Source organism: Curtobacterium sp. PsM8, from assembly GCF_030433875.1.
GTDB lineage: Bacteria > Actinomycetota > Actinomycetes > Actinomycetales > Microbacteriaceae > Curtobacterium.
The window spans coordinates 11,548-34,143 of sequence record NZ_JARUXD010000016.1; the positions used below are offsets into that span (position 1 = coordinate 11,548).

The window sequence follows — 22,596 nt, forward strand, 5'->3', positions numbered from 1 at the left end:
TCCCGATGATTCCAGTGGTACCTTCATCGTGTTATCACTGGAAACACGATCGGAGCAGTCATGATCATCGTCACGGGAGCCACCGGACAGCTCGGCGGAGCCGTCGTCGCCCACCTCCTCGAGCAGGTCCCCGCCCGCGAGCTCGCGGTCAGCGTCCGCGACCCGCACTCGGACGCTGCACGTCGTCTGGCCGACCGGGGCGTGCAGGTCCGCCGCGGTGACTTCACCGAGCCGGAGACACTCCCCACCGCGTTCGCGGACGCCAGCCGGGTGCTGATCGTCTCCGGCCCGGCCGACCCCGAGCCGCACCGCATCGCGGTGGAGGCCGCGGTCACCGCCGGCGCCGAGCATCTCGTCTACACCGCACACATGGCGACCTCGCCCGACTCACACTTCGGCCCGGCACGACAGCACGCCGTCACCGAGCAAGACCTCGCGGCCACCGGGATCGCCACGACGTCCCTGCGGAACGGCTTCCACGCCTCGAGTGCGCCGTTCATGCTCGGAGCGGGCCTCCGGACCGGCGAGCTCCGGCTGCCCGCCGACGGTCCGGTCGCCTGGACCGCGCAGGCGGACCTGGCCGTCGCCGCCGCGATCGCCCTCACCGACCCCGACCGGCTGCACGGCACCACGCCGCCGCTCACCGCGTCCCGTGCACTGGACATGGACGAGCTCGCCGAGGTCGTCTCCCGGATCACCGGCAGCACGGTCACCCGGACCGTGGTCGACGAGGACGAATACCGCGCAGCGCTCATCGCGGGCGGACTCCCGGAGGCGTTCGCCCCGATGATGACCGGGTTCTTCGCAGCCGCTCGAGACGGCGAGTTCGCCACCGTCGACCCGACGCTCGCCGACCTCCTCGACCGCGAGCCGCGCAGCATCGAGGACGTCCTCGCCGACACACTCCGGGCGTACTGACCCGGGCGGGTCACGTCGGTCCGATGCAGGCACGCTCCGGACGGGAGGCGCGGGGCGGCCCCGCCACGGGCCTCCCGTCCGGCACCCGGCCGGCCACCGGCGTACCGTCACCGACGTGGATCTCCAGCTGCAAGACCGTGTCGCACTCGTCGTCGGCGGGAAGGGGTACATCGGCACCGCCGTCGTGGACCGCCTCCGCCAGGAGGGTGCGACCGTCGTCGTCGCCTCCCGAAGCGCCGACGCGACCGACGGCCCCACGACGGGCAGTGTCGCGATGGACACCGCCGACCAGGCCGCCGTCGACGCGGCGGTCGCCCGCGTGCTCGAGCAGCACGGACGGATCGACGTGCTGGTGGTCACCGCGGCCCCGGCGGCGAACACCCTCGACCCCGAGCGCCGTTCCGACCCGGACCAGGTCGCCGGGGCCGTCGACGGCAAGGCCCTCGGGTTCCTCCGAGTGGCCAACGCCGTCCTGCCCGCGCAGCGTCAGGCCGGCTTCGGCCGGGTCGTCGTCGTCAGCGGGCAGAACGCCTACCTGTCGGGGAACATCACGACCTCGTTGCGGAACGCGGCCACGAACGTGATCGCGAAGAACCTGGCCGACGAGACCGCGGGCACCGGCGTCACCGTGAACGTCGTGAACCCGGGCACCGTGCGGGACGAGCCGAGCGCCGAGGTCCGACCCGGCGCCGGTGGCGAGTCCAGCCCCCAGCAGATCGCGGACCTCGTGGCCTTCCTGTCGTCCCCGCTCTCGGTGGTGTCGGGCGAGTCGATCTCGATCGCGCACCGCGTCCTGGGCAGCGTCACCGTCTGATCCCCCGGTGCGGACGACACTGCGTCCGTCCCCCCTTCCACCGCGATCCGGGCGGGTGTTGACTGCCGCCATGCAGCAGGCCCACTCCGCCGACGGAACGCCCATCGCCTGGGAGGCGATCGGCCCTGCCGACGCTCCCGGCGTCGTCATCACCGGCGGTGCGTTCAGCACCGCCGACGCCGCCCGTCCGCTCGCGCAGGCCCTCGCCGAGGTGGGCCTCCGCGGCGTGGTCCTCGACCGGCGCGCCCGAGGTGGCTCCGGCGACACCCGGCCGTACGCCCCCGAACGGGAGGCCGAGGACCTCATCGCCGTCGCCACCGCGGCCGGGCGTGTCCGAGCTGCGCTCGGACACTCGTCAGGTGCGGTCCTGACCCTCCGGGCAGCGGCCGGCGGGCTGGACGTCGACCACCTCTTCCTCTCCGAACCGCCCTTCGCCTTCGACGAGTCCCGGCCACCGCAGTCACCGGACCTGGTGGAGCGGTTGCAGGCGCACGTCGACGCCGGTCGGCCCGAGGACGCTGTCGTCCTCTTCCAGCGGGAGGCCGTGGGCCTGCCCGACGAGGTGATCGAGCAGATCCGGCACGCACCGATGTGGCCCGCCCTCGTGGACGTCGCCCAGTCGACCGTGTACGACGCGACGATCACCGGCGAGACGCCCGTGCCCTCCCCCGCGATGGCAGCCGTGACGACGCCGGTGACCGTGCTGCGGGGTGGGCGGACCTGGCCGTTCCTGGTCACCGCGACGGACCGGCTCGCCGCCCTGCTGCCGGCCGGGAGGCTCGTGGTCGTCCCGGAGTCGCAAGACCACGGTCTGCACCCGGCGGGCACGGCGCGGGAGGTCGCGGCCGCACTCGGGTGAGCCGGGTGGCCTGAGCGGGCGTGACGGCGGACGGGCGTGTCGGCAGATGACCGAGCGCCGGAACGATGAAGGCCCCGATCTCTCGATCGGGGCCTTCATCTGCTCGCTCTTGCGTGAAGAGCTCTGGTGCGCGAGGGGGGACTTGAACCCCCACGCCGTTTCCAGCACACGGACCTGAACCGTGCGCGTCTACCAATTCCGCCACTCGCGCCAGCGACGAGAACACTACCACGCACAGACGGGGCCAGGAGCCAACCACTACCATGCAGAGGTCAACGACCGAGAACGTGGGGACCATGGGCTTACTGGACAACTTCGAGCGAGGGTTGGAGCGCGCCGTCAACGGCGCCTTCGCGAAGACCTTCCGCTCCGGTGTGCAGCCGGTCGAGATCACCGCGGCACTGCGGCGTGAACTCGACACCAAGGCTGCCGTGGTCTCCCGCGAGCGCATCCTCGTGCCGAACGAGTTCACGGTGCGACTCGCGCCGCCGGACCACACCCGCATGCACGACGTCGGGCAGCCCCTCATCGACGAACTCACGCAGCGGGTGCAGCAGCACGCGGTGGCGCAGAACTACTCGTTCTCCGGTCCGGTCACGATCCGCCTGCAGCAGGACGGCACCCTCTCCACCGGCATCCTCGAGATCGACGCGACGACGGTGCAGCGCGACCTGGCCTGGGTGGCGGTCCTCGACATCGGGTCGCAGCGCCACCACCTCAAGCGCGGACGCACGATCATCGGCCGCGGCACGGATGCCGACATCACGGTCGCCGACACCGGGACGAGCCGGAAGCACGTCGAGGTCCTCTGGGACGGCAAGCACGCGCAGGTGAACGACCTCGGGTCCACCAACGGCTCGAAGCTCAACGGCGAACGCTTCAGTCAGGCCATCCTCGAGCCGGACTCAACCATTGAGATCGGTCGGACCCGTATGGTGTTCCGGGTGATCCCGGAGAACGACGGAGGTGCGCGATGACCACGGGCCTGACCCTGCTCGTCCTGCGCTTCGCGTTCCTCGCGGTGCTGTGGCTGTTCGTCTTCGTGATCGTCTTCGCGTTGCGCAGCGACCTCTTCGGCCAACGCGTCCGTGCGATCCCCACCGACCCCAAGGCCGGCCCGTCGACCCCGACCACCCCGCCGATGCCGGCCGGTGCCGGAACCGCAGCCGCAGCCTCCGGGGCGTCTCCCGGTGCGTTCACCGAGCTGATCGGTCAGGCCAGCGCACCGACCGCCGCCACCGCGGGTCCGGTCGCGACCCGTCTCGTCATCACCGAGGGCGCCCGTGAGGGCATGGAGATGCCCCTCGGCGGCGGCCCGATCACGATCGGCCGCTCCAGCGAGAGCAACGTCGTGATCCGCGACGACTACACGTCCACGAACCACGCCCGCCTCGACCTGCAGGGCGGTGCCTGGGTCCTGACCGACCTCGGATCGACCAACGGCACCTTCTTGGGCGGCCAGAAGGTCACCGTCCCCACCACCGTGGCGGAACGCACCCCGATCACCATCGGGACGACGACGTTCGAGCTGCGGCGGTAGTCCCGGATGACGGCTCGCACGCTGAGCGCCGCTGTGTCCCACGTCGGACGCATCCGCGCGAACAACCAGGACTCCGGCTACGCCGGGCAGCACCTGTTCGCGGTGGCCGACGGCATGGGCGGGCACGCCGGCGGCGACGTCGCCTCCGCGATCGCCATCCGGCGCATCCGAGAGGTCGACCGCGAGTTCCCCTCGGCACACGACGCCGAGTTCGCACTGCAGTCGGCACTCATCGCCGCGAACCAGCTCATCACCGAGACCGTGTTCGAGCACCAAGAGCTCACCGGCATGGGCACCACGGTGAGCGCCATGATCCGGGTCGGCGACCAGCTGGCGATCGCCCACATCGGCGACTCCCGCATCTACCGCTGGCGTGACGGCGAACTGCAGCAGATCACCTCCGACCACACGTTCGTGCAGCGACTCGTCGACAGCGGGCGGATCACGCCCGAGGAAGCCGCGGTGCACCCGCGCCGCTCGGTCCTCATGCGCGTGCTCGGCGACGTCGACGCCGCGCCCGAGGTCGACACCGCGATCATGGACATCCGCCCGGGTGACCGGTGGCTGCTCTGCTCCGACGGGCTGTCGTCGTACCTGGCAGAAGAGCGGATCCGGCACGCGCTCGCCTCCACGATGGACGCCAACCAGGTCACGCAGCGTCTGGTCAAGGAGACGCTCGACCACGGCGCCCCGGACAACGTCACGGTCGTCGTGCTCGACGTCACCGACTCCGAGCCGGGCGACGACGACGACGCGGCCACCACGGTCGGCTCGGCCGCCGCCCCGCTGACCTTCGAGGCGTCGACCGGCCGCAAGCCGATCCGCCTCCCCACGATCCTGCTGCACCCGCTCAAGGTGTCGGCCGCTCCGGAGGACTCGCACTTCGAGCCGGAGTCGGACCAGTACTTCGCCGAGCTCATCGCCGAGGACCGCCGCCGCCGGGTGCGTCGTCGGGTCTCGTGGTCGATCGCACTCGTCATCGCGATCCTGGCGCTGATCGGCGCGCTCTTCCTGGGCTACCGGATCGTGCAGGACCACTACTACGTGGGCACGGACCGCGGCTCGGTGGCGATCTACAAGGGCGTGCAGCAGTCCATCGGGCCGATCGCGCTGTCCGACGTCTACGAGGACACCGACATCTCGCTGACCGAGCTCCCCGACTACACGCGTGAGAACGTCCGCTCGACGATCAACGCGACGTCCCTGCAGGACGCCCGCGCGATCGTCGACCGGCTGCGCACCGCCGCCGAGACCGGTCAGGACCAGAGCGGGACGGGAGGCTCGGGAGACTCCCCGACGTCGTCACCGTCCGCCTCCCCCTCGGGGTCCGCAACGCCCCGATCCCCGTCACCCTCCCCGTCGAGGAGCGCACGATGAGCGCCACGACCGCACCCTCGTTGACCCAGGCGATCACGATCAAGCTCCGGGAGCCCGCGCGCGCCCGGAACCTCGAGCTCGTGCTGCTCGTCATCGCCTGCGGCATCTGCGGCGGTGCGATGGTGCTCGTGCAGCTCGGCACCAAGGGCCGCGTCTTCGACACCTCGGTGCTCTGGACCGCGGCCTCGATCCTCGGCCTGGCGCTCGTGATGCACGTCATCCTGCGCGTCGTCGCGAAGAACGCCGACCCCTTCATCCTGCCGGTGGCCCTCGTGCTCAACGGCATCGGGATCGCCGAGATCTACCGGATCGACATCCACAACGGCGCCTCCGGGTGGGCGGCGATCGGCGTCAAGCAGATCGCGTGGACCCTGCTGGCGATGGTGTTCGCGATCATCACGATCCTGCTCGTGCGCAACCACCGGTTCCTGCAGCGCTACCGCTACATCTTCATGCTGCTCACCATCGTGCTGCTCCTGCTGCCGATGCTGCCCGGCATCGGCACGAACATCGGCGGTGCACGGGTCTGGATCCGGATCGGACCGTTCTCGTTCCAGCCGGGTGAGCTCGCGAAGATCACGATGGCGCTGTTCTTCGCCGGTTACCTGGTCACCGCGCGGGACAGCCTGTCGATCGTCGGCCGGAAGTTCCTCGGCATGACCTTCCCGCGGGCCCGTGACCTCGGCCCGATCCTCATCATCTGGGGTGTGGCGATGAGCGTGCTGGTCTTCCAGCGCGACCTCGGCACCGCCCTGCTGTACTTCGGCCTGTTCCTCGTGATGATCTACGTCGCGACCGCCCGGCTCAGCTGGGTCGTGATCGGCCTCGTGCTGTTCATCGGCGGCGCCCTCGTCGCGGCGAGCGTCCTGGTCTACGTGCAGGGCCGGTTCCAGCAGTGGCTCGACCCGTTCGACCAGCAGATCTTCCTGCGACAGACGCAGGGCAGCTACCAGCTCGTGCAGGGCCTGTTCGGCTTCGCCAACGGCGGGATCACCGGCACCGGGCTCGGGCAGGGCCGGCCGTACATCACACCGGTGGCCAACGCGGACTACATCATCGCCTCGCTCGGTGAAGAGCTCGGGCTGATCGGGGTCTTCGCGATCCTCGGCCTGTTCGTGGTCCTGGTCTCCCGGGGCATCCGCGTCGGCTTCATGGCGCAGGACGACTTCGGCAAGCTGCTCGGCATCGGGTTCGGCTTCACGATCGCCCTGCAGGTCTTCGTCGTCGTCGGTGGCATCACCCGGATCATCCCGGTCACCGGACTCACCACGCCGTTCATGGCGGCAGGTGGTTCGTCCCTCGTGGCGAACTGGATCATCGCGGCGATGCTGCTGCGGCTGACCGAATCGATCCCCGCCGAACAGCGCATCCAACAGGGTGCGTTGTCGGAGCGGGGCAACACCGGCCGTGGCCGGTCCAGGAAGGAGCGCCGGTGAACCGCCAACTCCGCGGCGTCTCGACCGTCGTCGTGCTCATGTTCGTCGCGCTCTTCGTGTCGACGACGTCCATCCAGTTCTTCGCGGCGGACTCGCTCCGTGCCGACAGCCGGAACTCCCGAACCATCCTGGACAGTTACTCGACCAAGCGCGGGGCGATCCTGGTCGACGGCAAGCCGATCGCCGAGTCCACCGCGGTCGACGACCAGTACCAGTACCAGCGCAAGTACAACAACGGCGCGCTCTACTCGGCCGTCACCGGCTACTTCACGATCGGCCAGGGCAACTCGGGCATCGAGAGCGCCGAGAACGCCGTGCTGTCGGGCAACAGCGACGACTCGTTCTTCCAGAACCTCAACGCGATCCTCACCGGACAGGACATCCAGGGCGACAACGTCAACCTGACGATCGACCCTGACGTGCAGCAGGCCGCGTACGACGCCCTCGGCGCGAACACCGGTGCCGTCGTCGCGATCCAGCCGAAGACGGGCAAGATCCTGGCGATGGTGTCGAAGCCGGGCTACGACCCCAACACCCTCACCTCGCACGACACCAAGGACGTCATCGCGCGCTACCAGGCGCTCGAGGCCGACGCCTCGAAGCCGCTGGCGAACCGTGCCATCGCCGGCGACCTGTACACGCCCGGATCGGTGTTCAAGCTCGTGGTCGCCTCCGCGGCCCTGGCGAGCGGCGACTACACGCTCGACTCGACACTGCCGAACCCCTCGACCCTGACCCTGCCGGGCAGCAGCTCACGGATCAACAACGCCGAGGGTGGCAGCTGTGGCGGTGGCGACCAGGTGAAGCTCCGCGTCGCGATCCAGTACTCGTGCAACATCCCGTTCGCCGAACTCGGCCGGAAGCTCGGCTACGAGACGATCAAGAAGACCGCGGAGGAGTACGGCTTCGGCAACGTCATCGACGTGCCGACCTCGGCGACCCCGAGCCAGTACCCGGAGCCCGAGTCGACGGCCGAGCTCATGCTCAGCTCGTTCGGCCAGGCCAGCGACCGCGTGACCCCGCTGCAGATGGCGATGGTCTCCGCCGGCATCGCGAACGGCGGCCGCGTCATGCAGCCGTCGCTCGTCGAGTCGATCGAGACGAGCGACCTGAAGACGGTCGACTCGTTCTCGCCGAAGCAGTACAGCGCCCCGCTGTCGTCCGACGCGGCGTCCGACCTGACCGAAGCGATGCAGAGCGTCGTGAACGCGGGGACCGGAACGAATGCGAAGATCGACGGTGTCGATGTCGCCGGCAAGACCGGCACGGCCGAGGGCGGCACGGGCGATCCCTACACTCTCTGGTTCACGGGCTTCGCCCCGGCCAAGGACCCGGAGGTCGCGGTCGCCGTGGTCGTCGGGAACGGCGGCGGGCTCGGGCAGTCCGGAGTCGGCAACACGGTCGCGGCTCCCGTCGCGAAGAAGGTCATGGAGGCGGTGCTGAACAAATGAGACCCACCAGCGGACTCACCTTCGGTGGGCGGTACCAGCTCTCCTCCCGAGTCGCCATCGGCGGCATGGGAGAGGTGTGGCAGGCGACTGACCTCGTCATCGGGCGCACCGTCGCCCTGAAGATCCTCAAGGACGAGTACCTCGGCGACCCCGGGTTCCTCGAGCGCTTCCGCGCCGAGGCCCGGCACGCCGCACTCGTCAACCACGAGGGCATCGCCAACGTGTTCGACTACGGCGAGGAAGACGGCAGCGCCTACCTCGTGATGGAGCTCGTCCCCGGCGAAGCACTGTCCACGATGATCGAGCGCGAGCACACCCTGCCCGTCGACAAGGTCCTCGACATCGTCGCCCAGACCGCGAACGCCCTGCAGGCAGCGCACGCCGTCGGCCTGGTGCACCGCGACATCAAGCCGGGCAACCTGCTCATCACGCCGGACGGCCGCGTCAAGATCACCGACTTCGGGATCGCCCGCATCGCCGACCAGGTCCCGCTCACCGCGACCGGCCAGGTCATGGGCACCGTCCAGTACCTGTCGCCGGAGCAGGCGAGCGGCCACCCCGCCTCGCCGTCGACGGACGTGTACTCGCTCGGCATCGTCGCGTACGAGTGCCTGGCGGGTCGTCGACCCTTCACGGGCGAGTCGCAGGTCGCCATCGCGATGGCACACATCAACGACCAGCCGCCCGCGCTGCCGGGGACCGTCCCGGAGCCGGTGGCCGCCCTCGTGATGTCCTGCATCGCGAAGAAGCCCGCCGACCGTCCGGCGACCGCGGCGAACCTCGCCCGCGCCGCCCAGGCCCTCCGTCGTGGTGACGTCGCTGCGGCGACCGTGGCGGTGCCGGCCATCGGCGGCGCCGGGACGGTCGCGTTCAACCCGCCCCCGGGCAACGACGCCGCCACCGCCCTCATCGGCACCCAGGCGAACGCGCCGGTCGTCGGTGGCGGTGCGCCGCGCAGCCCCGCCGGTCCCGAGGAAGACACCGACGAGAAGAAGAGCCGCGCCTGGATCTGGTGGCTCGTCGGCGCCGTCGTGCTCATCGCGGCGATCGTGATCGGGGTGCTCGTCTTCGCGAACGCCGACCCGGACACCAAGCCGTCATCGTCGCAGAGCAGTGCTCCGTCGCAGACGAGGTCGCAGGCGCCGAGCCAGGAACCGTCGGCCACCCCGACCGAGACCCGGACGACGATCAACCCCGCCGACTACATCGGGCGGGCGACCGACCAGGTCCAGACCGAACTGCAGAGCATGGGCTTCGCCGTCCAGGTGCAGGACGGCGACCCGGCCGAGACCGCCGAGCAGGCGAACACGGTGCAGTCGATCAGCCCCACCGGCAGCCTGTCGGACGGCACACTCATCACCCTGCGTGAGTACACCGCGCCGCCGTCGGTCAACAAGCCGAACACCCCGAGCGCCGGCGCGGTCTCCGCCACCGGAGCCGTGACGTTCAGCTGGTCGACCGCCACCTGCCCGACCGGGTACACCGTCTCGAAGTACTCGTGGACGGTCTCCGGCGGCAAGGACTCCAGCGGCGCCACGAGCGGTGACACCTCGGAGACGTCGGTGGACATCCAGGCCGACCAGGCCGGCGACGACGTCACGCTGTCCTACACGGTGACGTGCGGCAACCTCGCCGCGTCGAGCACCTCGGACCCGGCCACCGCCACGTGGGTCGCCCCCGTTGAGCCGACGGACGCGCCGACCTCGACGGCGACGCCGCAGGACTGACGCACCACCTGCACCACCCCCGCGAGGCCCCGACACGGAACGTGTCGGGGCCTCGCCACGTTCCGGTAACGGTTGCTCGTGGAGCACGGCCAGCCAGCGTCCCCCCAGAGACCCCTGCCGTACACTTGCCCGGACGGACATTCGGAGGAGTACGTGCCTGAAGGTGTGACCGCGGGGATCACGCTCCTCGCCAACCGGTACGAGATCGGTGACGTCATCGGACGCGGCGGCATGGCCACCGTGCACGTGGGCACCGACACGCGACTGGGCCGGCGAGTGGCCGTGAAGCTGCTCAAGCCGAGTCTCGCGAACGACCCGGCGTTCCGCACGCGCTTCCGGCAAGAGGCGCAAGCGGCGGCCCGCATGGCCCACCCGACGATCGTCCGTGTCTACGACGCCGGCGAAGAGACCGTGCGCGAGTCCTCGGGCGCCGAGGTGCAGGTCCCCTTCATCGTCATGGAGTACGTCGAGGGCCGCCCGCTGAGCGAGATCGTCGCCGAGGGTCCGGTCGTGCAGGAAGAAGCCGCGCGCATCGTCGAGGGCATCCTCACGGCACTCGAGTTCTCCCACCGCGCCGGTGTCGTCCACCGCGACATCAAGCCCGCGAACGTCATGATCACCCACTCGGGCCAGGTCAAGGTGATGGACTTCGGCATCGCCCGAGCGATCACGGACACGTCGGCCACGGTGGCGCAGACCACGTCGATCCTCGGCACCGCGTCGTACTTCTCCCCGGAGCAGGCCCGCGGCGAGGTCGTCGACGCCCGCACCGACCTGTACTCGACCGGCATCGTGCTGTTCGAGCTGCTCACCGGACACCCGCCCTTCCGCGGTGCCTCCCCGGTGGCCGTCGCCTACCAGCACGTCAGCGAGCAGCCCGTCGCACCGTCCACGATGACGTCGACGGTCTCACCGGCACTCGACGCGGTCACCCTCCACGCCCTCGTGAAGGACCGCACCCGTCGGTTCCAGAACGCTGCGGAGTTCCGCCGCGACCTGCAGCAGGCCGCCGCCGGACACGTCCCGATCTCGAAGAAGAAGCTCGCGGCCGCGGCGGCGGACGACGCCGCGCTGCTGTTCGGGGTCAACCCCCGTGCGGCCGCCAACGCCGACGTCGCCTTCCGCGAACTCGACGACACCTCGGAGCGCCGACCCCAGCGGACCCAGAACCGGCCCCCCGTCGCCTGGATCTGGCTCGGGATCGTCCTGACCATCGCGGTCATCGCCGCCGTCGCCTACTTCGTCGCGAACCTCGAGCCGGGCAAGCCGCCGGTCAGTTCATCGATCAAGGTGCCCAGCGTCGCCGGCCAGACCTACGACCAAGCCCAGGCGACGCTCGAGCGTCGCGGGCTGAAGGCCGCGCGCGACGACGAACCCTCGGACAGCGTCGACAAGGACGACGTGATCCGGACCGTGCCGGACGCCAAGACCTCCGTCGCCCGTGACCAGGAGATCCGGGTCGTCGTGTCGACCGGACCGGAGCAGATCGCCGTGCCGGACGTCCGGTCGCAGACGCAGGACGCCGCCACCAAGGCCCTGGACGCTGCGGGCTTCTCGGTCGGCGCGGTCAGCTCGGACTACTCGCCGACGGTGCCCGAGGGCACGGTCCTGAGCAGTGACCCGGCGTCGGGCGTCACCCAGGCCAAGGGCTCGGTCGTGAACCTCGTCGTGTCGAACGGCAAGGTCCAGCTGCCGGACGTCACACAGCAGCCCTTTGACACCGCCCGGTCCACGCTCGCCGGCAAGGGACTCACCGTCCAGTCCGCGCCGTCGTACGCCTGCACCGGCACCACGGTCACGCAGCAGAGCGTGCCCGCCGGCGACGTCCCTCAGGGCACCACGGTCACCCTGACCTACTGCGCAGCCTCGGCACAGCCGCAGCGGCAGCCGTCGCGCCAGCCGGCACCCGGTGGCGGCACGTCCGACGGCGGCGGTGCGGCCACCGGTGGCGGCGCGACGAACGGCGGCGGCGGCTCGCTGAACCCGGGCGACGGCGGCAACTGACCACTCGGGTCGGACGTCCTGGCGGCGACCGATCAGGCCGACGTGAACGGCCGGGCCGACACGACCGGCACGCCGCGACCGGTCAGCCGACTCGACTCGTCAGGCCGGAACGACCGGTCGAGCCGACTCCATCGACATGGCCGGAGCGTGCCTGGTGGTCAGCCGTCGGGTGGTCAGCGTCCGGAGATGAGCGGTCCGAGTCCGGCAGCCCGCTCGGCAGCGCCACTGAGGCCGGCCGTCTCGAGCCAGTTGCCGACCATCCGGTAGCCACCCTCGGTGAGGACGGACTCCGGGTGGAACTGCACGCCGTAGACCGGCGCGCCACGGTGCTGCACGCCCATGATCACGCCGCCTGCGGTCCGGGCCGTGATCGTCAGCTCGTCCGGGACCGTGCCGTCGACGATCGCCAGCGAGTGGTACCGCGTCGCTGTGAAGGGGTGCGGGACACCGGTGAAGAGCACGCTGTCGTCGTGGTCGACCTGCGACGTCTTGCCGTGCATGAGCTCGTCGGCGTGCGTGACCGTGGCGCCGAGGGCCTCGGCGATCGCCTGGTGTCCGAGGCAGACGCCCAGCAGGGGCTTGTCTGCCGCGATGGCCGCACGCACGGTCGGGATCGAGACGCCGGCGTCGGCGGGGGTGCCCGGGCCGGGAGACAGCAGCACGCCGTCGTACTCGGCGATCCGGTCGGCGATCTCGCTCTCCGGGAAGGCGTCGTTGCGCACGACGTCGGTGTCCGCACCGAGCTGCTGGACGTAGCCGTTGAGGGTGTACACGAAGCTGTCGTAGTTGTCGACGACGAGGATCTTGGTCATTGGCCGTTCACCGTACTCGTGGGGGATGTGAGTCACGTCCGACGAGGCCGGAACTCACGCATGGTGACGGTAGGATACCGGCCATGGCCATGGACAAGGACCGCACCAAGCCCGCCCGGACGACCCGAGCCGACTCGGTCGACACCGCGGGGGACCAGCCGAACCCCGTGTGGTTCAAGCCCGTCATGTTCGGCTTCATGCTGATCGGACTCGCATGGGTCATCGTCTTCTACGTCTCCGGCGGCACGCTTCCGGTCCCGTCGCTGAACTCGTGGAACATCCTGATCGGCTTCGGCATCATGTTCGTCGGCTTCCTCATGACCACGCGGTGGCGCTGACCCCCCGCTCGAACGCTTCCTCGACGCCCGTCGCACCGGTTCCGGTGCGACGGGCGTCGTCGTTGGTCCCGACACCAGATCCAGTCGCCACTGTCCACAAGCAATGAGGGTGGGAACGGGCCGCTCGGGAGGCTCGACGCGGTTCTCCACAGATCGGCGCGTTCTCCACACGGTTGTCCCCACCCCCGCCCCGGAGTTCTCCACAGGCGCCTCCACAGTGGGGATAATCACACCGGTGTAACTCACCGATTTGTCCCCAACTGTGGATAACTCGACGGAGTGGTGTGGAGAAGCAGGCGGTGGGCGCGGGGACCTGCCGGAACTCGTCGTCGTCGGGAGACCAACCGAACGCTGGTCAGCGCCCGGCAAGCGTCGCTCGCGCCCGGCCGGCGCGGCATCGCTGCACGGCAGGGCACGGCCCCCATCCCAACCCCGCACAGCACTCGGCACTCGGCACTCGGCACTCGGCACTCGGCACTGGGTACAGCAACGCGGCACGGCCCGCCACCGCAAGCCGCACGCCGCACGCCGCACGCGGCACGCGGCACGCGGCACGCGGCACGGCATCGAAACACAGCACGGCACGGGAGGGCGAGACTCGGCAAGTCTCGGCACGGCACTGCGAGTGTCGGCACCACACGGCACGCCCAGCAAGGGACATGAGGGGACGGCGAGTCTCTGCACGACACTGCACACCCGTCACGACACTGCACGCCCAGAGCGGCACGGGACACCCAGCACTGGACGGGATGCCAAGACTCGGCGAGTCTCGGCACCACACGGCACGCCCAGCTCGGCGCGCAGCATGACGGCCTGACAGGACGCGACCCGGCGCGATACGGCCCGACCGGATCGGATCGGATCGGACCGGACCGGACCGGGAAGAGGTGCGATGCGACGCATCGCCACAGGACAGGACGAGACGCAATGACAGAACGCCCCGTCGCGAAAGCGACGAGGCGTTCTGGTGGACCTGCGGAGGCGTCAGCCGGTGGTGACCGCGTACCCGACGAAGCAGAGCGCGATGGCGACCACGGCCTCCAGGGCGAGCAGCGTCATCTGCAACCCGCGCTGCCGGACGTTGCGCGTCCGCGAGAACACGAACCCGGTCACGAAGCCCGCGAGGACGCCGCCGACGTGGGCCTGCCACGAGATGTTCGTGCCGGGCAGGAACCCGATCACCAGGTTGAGCCCGATGATCACGAGCAACTGCACGGCGTTGTTGCCGAGGCTGCGCTGCAGGACGAAGAACGCCGCGAACAACCCGAAGATCGCTCCCGAGGCGCCGACGACCCATGTCCCCGGAGCCAGGAACGTCACGAGCATCGAACCGGCGATGCCCGAGATGAAGTAGAGCGCCAGGAACCGCCACGTCCCCAACATGTTCTCGAGCATCCGTCCGAAGATGAACAGCGCCCACATGTTGAACAGGATGTGGAAGACGCCCGAGTGCACGAACAGCACGGTGACGATGCGCCACGGCTGGGTCGGCAGCAGGGCCGAGTTGTACGCGAGCCACTGGCTCAGGAACCCACCCGACAGACGGTCGAGCAACCAGATGACGACCGAGACCGCGATGAGGACGACGGTCCCCTTCTGGTCGAGCATCGCGAACCGGCGCCGAGCGACCGTGAGGCTGCTCGGACCGGAAGCGCGACGGTTCTCGGTGAACTTCGCCCGCTGCTCACGCACGCACTCGGGGCAGTGCACCCCGACCGCTGCCGGCGTCTGGCACTCCGGGCAGATGGTTCGCCCGCAGCGCTGGCAGAGCACGAAGCTCTGCCGGTCAGGGTGCCGGTAACAGGTGTTGGACGAAGCCGAGGTGGAGTCGGTCACTCGGTTCAGACGTCCTCGACGTCGATGCTCTGGATGACGACGTCCTCGACGGGCTTGTCACGACCGTCGGTCGGGACACCCTCGATCGCGTCGACGACGGCACGCGACTCGTCGTCGGCGACCTCACCGAAGATGGTGTGCTTTCCCTGCAGCCAGGGAGTCGCCACCGTGGTGATGAAGAACTGCGAGCCGTTGGTGCCACGGCCACCCTGCAGGCCGGCGTTCGCCATGGCGAAGATGTACGGGTTCTGGAACGTGAGCTCCGGGGAGATCTCGTCGTCGAAGCGGTAGCCCGGGCCGCCGATGCCCTGACCGAGCGGGTCGCCGCCCTGGATCATGAAGTCCTTGATGATGCGGTGGAAGACGACACCGTCGTAGAGCTTGTCGGTCGACACCTTGCCGGTGCCGGGGTGCGTCCACTCCTGGGTGCCGGTCGCGAGACCGACGAAGTTCTGGACGGTCTTCGGTGCGTGGTTGCCGAACAGGTTGACGCGGATGTCGCCCTTGTTGGTGTGGATCGTTGCGACAGCGGTGTGCAGAGACATGACCCGATTCTCGCATGTGCCGCTGGATGTGCACGGGACCCACAGCCGGGGTTCTGTGACCTGTCAGGCACTCGGGTGGCAGGATGGGGTCACGTCGAGCCATGGAGGTACCGAATGTCGATCGAGATCCCGCGCAAGCGCCGGAAGCAGATCAAGAAGCTCAAGGGCAAGACCGCCTCACTGCTCGGTGAGCAGCGGAAGGTCCTGGAGCACGCGAACGCCATCCTGACCGAGGCCCGTGAGCACGCGGCAGATGCTGCGCGCAAGGACTTCGCTCCCCGCGTGCAGAACGCGATCGACAACGGGCTCCGTCCCGCGGTCGCGACCGGGGTGCACGCTGCGACCTCGGCAGCACAGAACGCCTCGCACCGGTTCCAGTCGGAGGTCGTTCCCGGCCTCATCTCCACCGCTGGCTCCGTGCTCAGCGTCGGGGACCTGGCGAAGGACCCCCGCGTACAGAAGATCGTGAAGGAAGCACAGAAGCGCAGCAAGACCGCGCGCAAGGCTGCCGGCAAGTACGTTCCGGCCGTCGCACCGAAGAAGGGCATCGGTTTCGGTGGGGTCGCCCTCATCATCGTCGGTGTCGTGGCAGTCGCCGGTGCTGCGTACGCCGCGTACCAGACGCTCCGTGCCGACGACGACCTCTGGGTCGCCGATGACGCGGACAACGCGGGCAAGCCCGCCGCCTGATCTCCTGGTTCGCTCGAAGGGCCCCGGCACTGCGCCGGGGCCCTTCGTCGTCCCCGGGTGCCCGTGCCCTCGCGCCCGCCGAACCCCGCCCTCGTCCCTGCCCCTCGCCGCGAGGTCGCACAACACGCCGACACCCACCCACCGACGTCGCACAACCTGCCGCTGCCCGGCGCCGGACCCGGCAGGTCGGACGACCTCGGCGACCACCACACGGCACGTCCTGCGACCTCGGCCACACGCCACCTCCCGGCGTCGAGGTCGCACAACACGCCGCCACCCACCCGCCGACGTCGCACAACCTGCCGCCGCACGTCGCCGGCCCCGGCAGTTCGGGCGACCTCGACGACCACCACACGGCAGGTCCTGCGACCTCGGCCACCAGGCGCCGCCGCACGACCGGCCACGACACCCCGCAGGAGATCCGCCGACCGGTCACGAACCGTCGCCTGGAGGCCCGCCAACCGACGACTCGTGACCTCTCGACGCCAGACCCACGGCGAGCCGGCGGACCGAGGGTGGGCACGCCGAGCCATCGAGCCCGGGCAGCCCTCAACGGGCACACCGACGACCCCGACGCGCCGAACGCACCAACGCATGACGCCCGCGCCACAGGGGCGGCGGCGCGTATGGGAACAGAACGAAGCCCCTGGGCAGCGACGCAATCGCAACCAGGGGCTTCTCGAGTGGAGCCTAGGAGATTCGAACTCCTGACATCTGCCTTGCAAAGGCAGCGCTCTACCAACTGAGCTAAGGCCCCGAAGCGACCGAACGGGCCGCAACGCCGAGACTTCCGACGCGGGAGTTGAATTGTGGTGGGGCTACAAGGACTTGAACCTTGGACCTCTTCGTTATCAGCGAAGCGCTCTAACCGCCTGAGCTATAGCCCCTCAGACCGGATGAAAGCCTACCCCACGATCGCGCCGGAGCGAAATCGAGCGAGTCGGCCCACCCGGACCGGGTCAGTTGTTGGTGAAGCCCACGAGCACGCCGCCCGTGATCCGCACGCTGAGGTTGTACAGGACGCTGACGATGGCGCCGAGGACGGTCCCGACGACGACGTTGAGGATGCCGACGACGATCGAGAACCCGAGGACCTGGCCCAGCGAGAACTGGTCCATGATCGAGTAACTGTTCTGACCGGTGACGTCCTTCAACAGGCTGTCGATCTGGTCGAACACACCGGTCTGGTTGAGGATGACCCACACCAGCGCCGTGGCGACGACGATCACGATCGAGCCGGCCAGGGCGATGAGGAAGGACAGCTTCACCATCGACCAGAAGTCGACGTAGACCAGGCGGAGTCGGACCTGACGAGTCCCGACGGGCCGCTTCGCCTTCCGCTGGAGCTTCTCGGCGACACTACTCATTGCTTGACTCGTCCTCTCCGGCCTCGACAGGCGCGGCGTCGGTGGGCAGTGCGTCGGTGGAGACTTCCTCCACGAGCTCTGCGTCGGCGGCGTCGGCGACCGCTTCGTCCGGGCTGACGGTCTCGACCGGGCCTGCAGGCTCGATCTCGGCGTCCTCCTGGTCGTCCAGGTTCCGCTCACTGTTGCGGGCCACAGCGATGATCCGGTCGTTCTCCGCGAACCGCGCGAAGACGACCCCCATCGTGTCCCGGCCCTTGGCTGGGACCTCGGCCACGGCAGACCTTACCACCTTGCCCGATTGCAGCACGACGAGCACCTCGTCGTCCTCACCGACGATCAGGGCACCCACCAGGTCGCCTCGATCGGCGGCCAGACGGGCCACCTTGATGCCGAGACCACCACGGCCCTGGATGCGGTACTGGTCGACCGAGGTGCGCTTGGCGTAGCCACCCTCGGTCATCACCCAGACGAAGCCGTCGTCCGAGACGACCGATGCCGACAGCAGCGAGTCGTCCCCGCGGAAGGACATGCCCTTCACGCCGGAGGTCGAGCGACCCATCGGGCGGAGCGTGTCGTTCGTCGCGGTGAAGCGCAGCGACATCCCGTGGCGCGACACCAGCAGCAGGTCGTCGTGCTCGTCGACGAGCAGTGCGGACCGGAGCTTGTCGCCCTCGCGGAGGTTGATCGCGATGATGCCACCGGTGCGGTTGGTGTCGTACTCGGTGAGCGCGGTCTTCTTCACGAGACCCTGCTCGGTGGCGAGCACCAGGTACTGCGCCGCCTCGTAGTCGCGGATGTCGAGGACCTGCTGGATCTTCTCGTCCGGCTGCATGGCCAGGAGGTTCGCGGAGTGCTGGCCCTTGGCGTCACGCCCGGCTTCCTGCAGCTCGTACGCCTTGGCCCGGTAGACGCGGCCCTGGTCGGTGAGGAACAGCAGCCAGTGGTGCGTCGTGGTGACGAAGAAGTGGTCGACGACGTCGTCCGCACGGAGCTGGGCGCCACGGACACCACGGCCGCCGCGGTGCTGCGAGCGGTACTGGTCGCTGCGGGTGCGCTTGACGTACCCACCGCGCGTGATGGTGACGACGACCTCTTCCTCGGGGATGAGGTCTTCCATGCTCATGTCGCCGTCGAAGCCGAGCATGATCTCGGTGCGCCGGTCGTCCCCGAAGCGGTCGACGATCTCGGTGAGCTCGTCGATGATGATCGTGCGCTGGCGCTCCGGTCGGGCGAGGATGTCCTCGAAGTCGGCGATCTTCAGCTCGAGGGCTTCGGCCTCCTCGTGGATCTTCTGGCGCTCGAGGGCGGCCAGCCGACGCAGCTGGAGTTCGAGGATCGCGCGTGCCTGGATCTCGTCGACGGAGAGCAGCTCCATCAGGCCGTTGCGGGCCTCCTCGACGTCGGGCGACCGGCGGATGAGCGCGATGACCTCGTCGAGGGCGTCGAGCGCGGCCAGGTAGCCGCGCAGGATGTGCGCACGCTTCTCGGCTTCGCGCAGACGGAACTGGGTCCGGCGGACGATGACCTCGACCTGGTGGTCGACCCACGCGCTGATGAACCCGTCGAGCGCCAGGGTGCGGGGCACCCCGTCGACGATCGCGAGCATGTTCGCGCCGAAGTTCTCCTGCAGCTGCGTGTGCTTGTACAGGTTGTTGAGCACGACCTTGGCGACCGCGTCGCGCTTCAGCACGATGACCAGGCGCTGACCGGTACGACCCGAGGTCTCGTCGCGGATGTCGGCGACGCCGGCGAGACGGCCGTCCTTGACGAGTTCGGCGATCTTGATCGCCAGGTTGTCCGGGTTGACCTGGTACGGCAGCTCGGTGACGACCAGGCAGGTGCGGCCCTGGATCTCCTCGACGCTGACGACGGCGCGCATCGTGATCGACCCGCGACCGGTCCGGTAGGCGTCGACGATCCCGCGGGTGCCGAGGATCTGCGCGCCGGTCGGGAAGTCCGGGCCCTTGATGCGCTGCATCAGCGCTTCGAGCAGCTCTTCACGCGTGGCGTCGGGGTGCTCGAGCGCCCAGACCGCACCGGAAGCGACCTCGCGGAGGTTGTGCGGCGGGATGTTCGTGGCCATGCCGACCGCGATGCCGACGGAGCCGTTGACGAGCAGGTTCGGGAACCGGGCCGGCAGGATCGACGGCTCCTGGGTGCGACCGTCGTAGTTGTCCTGGAAGTCGACGGTCTCTTCCTCGATGTCCCGCACCATCTCGAGGGCGAGCGGGGCCATCTTGGTCTCGGTGTACCGCGGGGCCGCGGCGCCGTCGTTGCCGGGCGAACCGAAGTTGCCCTGGCCGAGCGCGAGCGGGTACCGCAGCGACCACGGCTGCACGAGGCGGACCAGCGCGTCGTAGATCGCGCTGTCACCGTGCGGGTGGAACTGCCCCATCACGTCGCCGACCACGCGCGAGCACTTCGAGAAGGCCCGGTCCGGACGGTAGCCACCGTCGTACATCGCGTAGATCACGCGGCGGTGCACCGGCTTGAGGCCGTCGCGGACCTCCGGCAGGGCACGACCGACGATGACGGACATCGCGTAGTCGAGGTACGAGCGCTGCATCTCGAGCTGCAGGTCGACCTGCGAGATGCGGTCACCGGAGACGACGATGTCCCCGCTGTCGCCGTGCACGATCTCGGGCTCGTCGGCGCCGTTCTCGTTGTCGTCAGCCATGTGCTTGCGTTGCCTTCCTTGACAGCCTGGAGGCTCGTCGTCCGTTGGTCGCGCCGGGCGCGACCACGAGGGGTCGGGTCGGGTCGACGCGGCTCACGCCGCGCCTCCCGGCCTAGATGTCCAAGAAGCGGACGTCCTTCGCGTTCTGCTGGATGAACTGGCGACGGGCGTCGACGTCCTCACCCATGAGCGTGGCGAACACGCTGTCCACCGCGGCGGCGTCCTCGAGCGTGACCTGCAGGAGCGTCCGGGTGTCCGGGTTCATCGTGGTGTCCCACAGCTCCTTGTAGTCCATCTCGCCGAGGCCCTTGTAGCGCTGGATCCCGTTGTCCTTCGGGATGCGCTTGCCCGCGGCGATGCCGGCCTGCAGCATGGCGTCGCGCTCCCGGTCGCTGAACACGTACTGGTCGGCCGCGTTCGTCCACTTCAGGCGGTACAGCGGCGGCTGCGCGAGGTACACGTAGCCGCGCTCGATCAGCGGACGCATGTAGCGGAACAGCAGCGTCAGCAGCAGCGTCGTGATGTGCTGGCCGTCGACGTCGGCATCGGCCATCAGCACGATCTTGTGGTACCGGGCCTTGTCCGGGTCGAAGTCCTCGCCGATGCCGGCGCCGAACGCCGTGATCATCGACTGGATCTCCTGGTTGGCGAGGGCGCGGTCGAGCCGGGCCTTCTCGACGTTCAGGATCTTGCCGCGCAACGGCAGGATCGCCTGCGTCATCGGGTTGCGGCCCTGCACGGCGGAACCACCGGCGGAGTCGCCCTCCACCATGAAGATCTCCGACAGGGTCGGGTCCTTCGACTGGCAGTCCTTGAGCTTGCCGGGCATGCCGCCCGACTCGAGCAGGCCCTTGCGTCGCGTGGTCTCGCGCGCCTTGCGGGCGGCGAGGCGCGCCTGCGAGGCCTGGATCGCCTTGCGCACGACGTCGCGCGCCTGCGTCGGGTTGCTCTCGAACCAGTGCGTGAGCTCGGCACCGACGACGCGCTGCACGAAGCCCTTCGCTTCGGTGTTGCCGAGCTTGGTCTTCGTCTGGCCCTCGAACTGCGGTTCGCCGAGCTTGATGGAGATGACGGCGGTGAGCCCTTCGCGGATGTCGTCACCCGTGAGGTTGTCGTCCTTCTCCTTGATGATCTTCGCTTCGCGGGCGTACTTGTTCACCAGGTACGTCAGTGCGGAGCGGAAGCCCTCTTCGTGGGTGCCGCCCTCGTGCGTGTTGATCGTGTTCGCGAAGGTGTGGACGCTCTCCTGGTAGGAGGTGTTCCACTGCATCGCGACCTCGAGCGCGATCTTGCGCTCCGGGTCCTCGGACTCGAAGCCGATGACGTCCGGGTGGACCAGGTCGGCCTTCTTCTGGGCGTTGAGGTACTCGACGTAGTCGGCGAGACCGCGCTCGTAGCGGAAGGAGTCCTTGCGGGCCTCTTCACCCTCGGCCGGGGTGCGCTCGTCGACGAGGGTGATGCGCAGGCCCTTGTTGAGGAAGGCCATCTGCTGGAAGCGGGTGCGCAGCGTCTCGTAGTCGAACTCGACCGACTCGAAGATCTCGGCGTTCGGCCAGAAGGTGATCGTGGTGCCGGTCTCGTCGGACGCTTCGTCCTGGGACAGCGGCGACACCGGGACACCGTCGGTGTAGCTCTGGCGCCAGACGTGTCCCTGACGACGGACCTCGACGTCGAGTTCGCTCGAGAGCGCGTTCACGACGGAGGAACCGACACCGTGCAGACCACCGGAGACCGCGTACCCGCCACCGCCGAACTTGCCGCCGGCGTGCAGGACGGTCAGGACGAGCTCGACCGTCGAGATGCCCTCGTTGGGGTGGATGTCCACGGGGATGCCACGGCCGTTGTCGATCACGCGGACGCCGCCGTCTTCACGGATGGTGACGTTGATCGTGTCGCAGTACCCGGCCAGGGCCTCGTCGACGGAGTTGTCGACGATCTCCTGCACCAGGTGGTGGAGACCACGTGGGCCCGTGGACCCGATGTACATGCCCGGGCGCTTGCGGACGGCTTCGAGGCCCTCGAGCACCTGGATCTGGTCTGCGCCGTACGATGGTTCGCTCTGCGGGGCCTGCTCCTGCGGCTGGGCCTCGTCACTCTGCGGGTCTCGCTGGTCGTCGTCAGATTCAGATGTCATGTCGGGAGTGCTCCTGCCTGCGCGCGGAACGCCCGCACACTGCACTCCCCAGTCTACCGCAGCGAGGCCCG

General features: G+C 69.2%; 18 protein-coding genes and 3 tRNA genes. 12 read left to right on the plus strand and 9 right to left on the minus strand.

The window, feature by feature from the left end; all coding sequences use genetic code 11:
• The first annotated feature begins 60 nt into the window (after window positions 1-60).
• The 3 genes from QCD68_RS05635 to QCD68_RS05645 all read left to right on the plus strand — a co-directional run bounded on the left by QCD68_RS05635 (window position 61) and on the right by QCD68_RS05645 (window position 2,591).
• Window positions 61-918, plus strand: coding sequence for an NmrA family NAD(P)-binding protein (locus tag QCD68_RS05635; protein WP_301222348.1), 858 nt, complete (start codon window positions 61-63; stop codon window positions 916-918).
• 115 nt (window positions 919-1,033) lie between these two features.
• Entirely contained in the window at window positions 1,034-1,732 is a 699-nt protein-coding gene (locus tag QCD68_RS05640; protein WP_301222349.1) for an SDR family NAD(P)-dependent oxidoreductase, read from the plus strand.
• Between the two features lie 70 nt (window positions 1,733-1,802).
• The gene (locus QCD68_RS05645) at window positions 1,803-2,591 is read left to right on the plus strand and encodes an alpha/beta fold hydrolase (RefSeq protein WP_301222350.1); all 789 of its coding nucleotides are present in this window, start codon (window positions 1,803-1,805) and stop codon (window positions 2,589-2,591) included.
• 124 nt (window positions 2,592-2,715) lie between these two features.
• Here the strand turns inward: QCD68_RS05645 and QCD68_RS05650 are convergent.
• Window positions 2,716-2,802, minus strand: a tRNA-Leu gene (locus QCD68_RS05650).
• Window positions 2,803-2,887: 85 nt separating this feature from the next.
• Between QCD68_RS05650 and QCD68_RS05655 the strand changes: the two genes are divergently transcribed.
• The 7 genes from QCD68_RS05655 (at window position 2,888) to pknB (ending at window position 12,126) form a co-directional block, all read left to right on the plus strand.
• Window positions 2,888-3,568, plus strand: a complete 681-nt coding sequence (locus QCD68_RS05655) for an FhaA domain-containing protein (RefSeq protein ID WP_253465862.1) — start codon at window positions 2,888-2,890, stop codon at window positions 3,566-3,568.
• Window positions 3,565-4,131, plus strand: a complete 567-nt coding sequence (locus tag QCD68_RS05660; RefSeq protein ID WP_301222351.1) for an FHA domain-containing protein FhaB/FipA — start codon at window positions 3,565-3,567, stop codon at window positions 4,129-4,131. The genes QCD68_RS05655 and QCD68_RS05660 overlap by 4 nt, the downstream gene beginning before the upstream one ends.
• Before the next feature lie 6 nt (window positions 4,132-4,137).
• Window positions 4,138-5,508, plus strand: a complete 1,371-nt coding sequence (locus tag QCD68_RS05665; RefSeq protein WP_301222352.1) for a Stp1/IreP family PP2C-type Ser/Thr phosphatase — start codon at window positions 4,138-4,140, stop codon at window positions 5,506-5,508.
• Window positions 5,505-6,944 carry an FtsW/RodA/SpoVE family cell cycle protein gene (locus tag QCD68_RS05670; RefSeq protein WP_301222353.1) on the plus strand — a complete coding sequence of 480 codons (1,440 nt, stop codon included), beginning with the start codon at window positions 5,505-5,507 and terminating at the stop codon, window positions 6,942-6,944. The genes QCD68_RS05665 and QCD68_RS05670 overlap by 4 nt, the downstream gene beginning before the upstream one ends.
• Complete coding sequence (locus QCD68_RS05675; protein WP_301222354.1) at window positions 6,941-8,395, plus strand: peptidoglycan D,D-transpeptidase FtsI family protein; 1,455 nt, start codon at window positions 6,941-6,943, stop codon at window positions 8,393-8,395. Before QCD68_RS05670 ends, QCD68_RS05675 begins: the two co-directional genes overlap by 4 nt.
• Window positions 8,392-10,122 carry a protein kinase domain-containing protein gene (locus QCD68_RS05680; RefSeq protein WP_301222355.1) on the plus strand — a complete coding sequence of 577 codons (1,731 nt, stop codon included), beginning with the start codon at window positions 8,392-8,394 and terminating at the stop codon, window positions 10,120-10,122. The genes QCD68_RS05675 and QCD68_RS05680 overlap by 4 nt, the downstream gene beginning before the upstream one ends.
• 153 nt (window positions 10,123-10,275) lie before the next feature.
• Entirely contained in the window at window positions 10,276-12,126 is a 1,851-nt protein-coding gene (pknB, locus tag QCD68_RS05685; RefSeq protein ID WP_301222356.1) for a Stk1 family PASTA domain-containing Ser/Thr kinase, read from the plus strand.
• Between the two features lie 173 nt (window positions 12,127-12,299).
• Here the strand turns inward: pknB and QCD68_RS05690 are convergent, their stop codons facing one another.
• Complete coding sequence (locus QCD68_RS05690; protein WP_111075322.1) at window positions 12,300-12,938, minus strand: anthranilate synthase component II; 639 nt, start codon at window positions 12,936-12,938, stop codon at window positions 12,300-12,302.
• A gap of 83 nt (window positions 12,939-13,021) precedes the next feature.
• Here QCD68_RS05690 and QCD68_RS05695 point away from each other — a divergent pair, with 83 nt between their 5' ends.
• On the plus strand, window positions 13,022-13,276 hold the full coding sequence (locus QCD68_RS05695; RefSeq protein ID WP_110902913.1) for a cell division protein CrgA: 255 nt from the start codon (window positions 13,022-13,024) through the stop codon (window positions 13,274-13,276).
• A 984-nt stretch (window positions 13,277-14,260) separates the two neighbouring features.
• On the opposite strand, the gene QCD68_RS05700 is transcribed toward QCD68_RS05695, so the two are convergent.
• Window positions 14,261-14,968 carry a rhomboid family intramembrane serine protease gene (locus tag QCD68_RS05700; RefSeq protein WP_367316829.1) on the minus strand — a complete coding sequence of 236 codons (708 nt, stop codon included), beginning with the start codon at window positions 14,966-14,968 and terminating at the stop codon, window positions 14,261-14,263.
• 149 nt (window positions 14,969-15,117) lie between these two features.
• Entirely contained in the window at window positions 15,118-15,657 is a 540-nt protein-coding gene (locus tag QCD68_RS05705; protein ID WP_111043631.1) for a peptidylprolyl isomerase, read from the minus strand.
• 114 nt (window positions 15,658-15,771) lie between these two features.
• Between QCD68_RS05705 and QCD68_RS05710 the strand changes: the two genes are divergently transcribed.
• Window positions 15,772-16,347 carry a hypothetical protein gene (locus QCD68_RS05710; RefSeq protein WP_111075320.1) on the plus strand — a complete coding sequence of 192 codons (576 nt, stop codon included), beginning with the start codon at window positions 15,772-15,774 and terminating at the stop codon, window positions 16,345-16,347.
• Window positions 16,348-17,031: 684 nt separating this feature from the next.
• On the opposite strand, the gene QCD68_RS05715 is transcribed toward QCD68_RS05710, so the two are convergent.
• The 5 genes from QCD68_RS05715 to gyrB all read right to left on the minus strand — a co-directional run bounded on the left by QCD68_RS05715 (window position 17,032) and on the right by gyrB (window position 22,525).
• Window positions 17,032-17,104: transfer RNA gene (locus QCD68_RS05715), tRNA-Ala, on the minus strand.
• 53 nt (window positions 17,105-17,157) lie between these two features.
• A tRNA-Ile gene (locus QCD68_RS05720) sits at window positions 17,158-17,234 on the minus strand.
• A gap of 72 nt (window positions 17,235-17,306) precedes the next feature.
• Window positions 17,307-17,714 (minus strand): DUF3566 domain-containing protein, encoded by a 408-nt coding sequence (locus QCD68_RS05725; RefSeq protein ID WP_110902908.1) that lies wholly within the window; start codon window positions 17,712-17,714, stop codon window positions 17,307-17,309.
• The gene (gyrA, locus tag QCD68_RS05730; RefSeq protein ID WP_253465853.1) at window positions 17,707-20,391 is read right to left on the minus strand and encodes a DNA gyrase subunit A; all 2,685 of its coding nucleotides are present in this window, start codon (window positions 20,389-20,391) and stop codon (window positions 17,707-17,709) included. Before gyrA ends, QCD68_RS05725 begins: the two co-directional genes overlap by 8 nt.
• Window positions 20,392-20,503: 112 nt before the next feature.
• A complete protein-coding gene (gene gyrB, locus QCD68_RS05735) occupies window positions 20,504-22,525 on the minus strand; it encodes a DNA topoisomerase (ATP-hydrolyzing) subunit B (protein WP_301222358.1) in 2,022 nt (673 codons plus the stop codon).
• Window positions 22,526-22,596 lie beyond the last annotated feature (71 nt).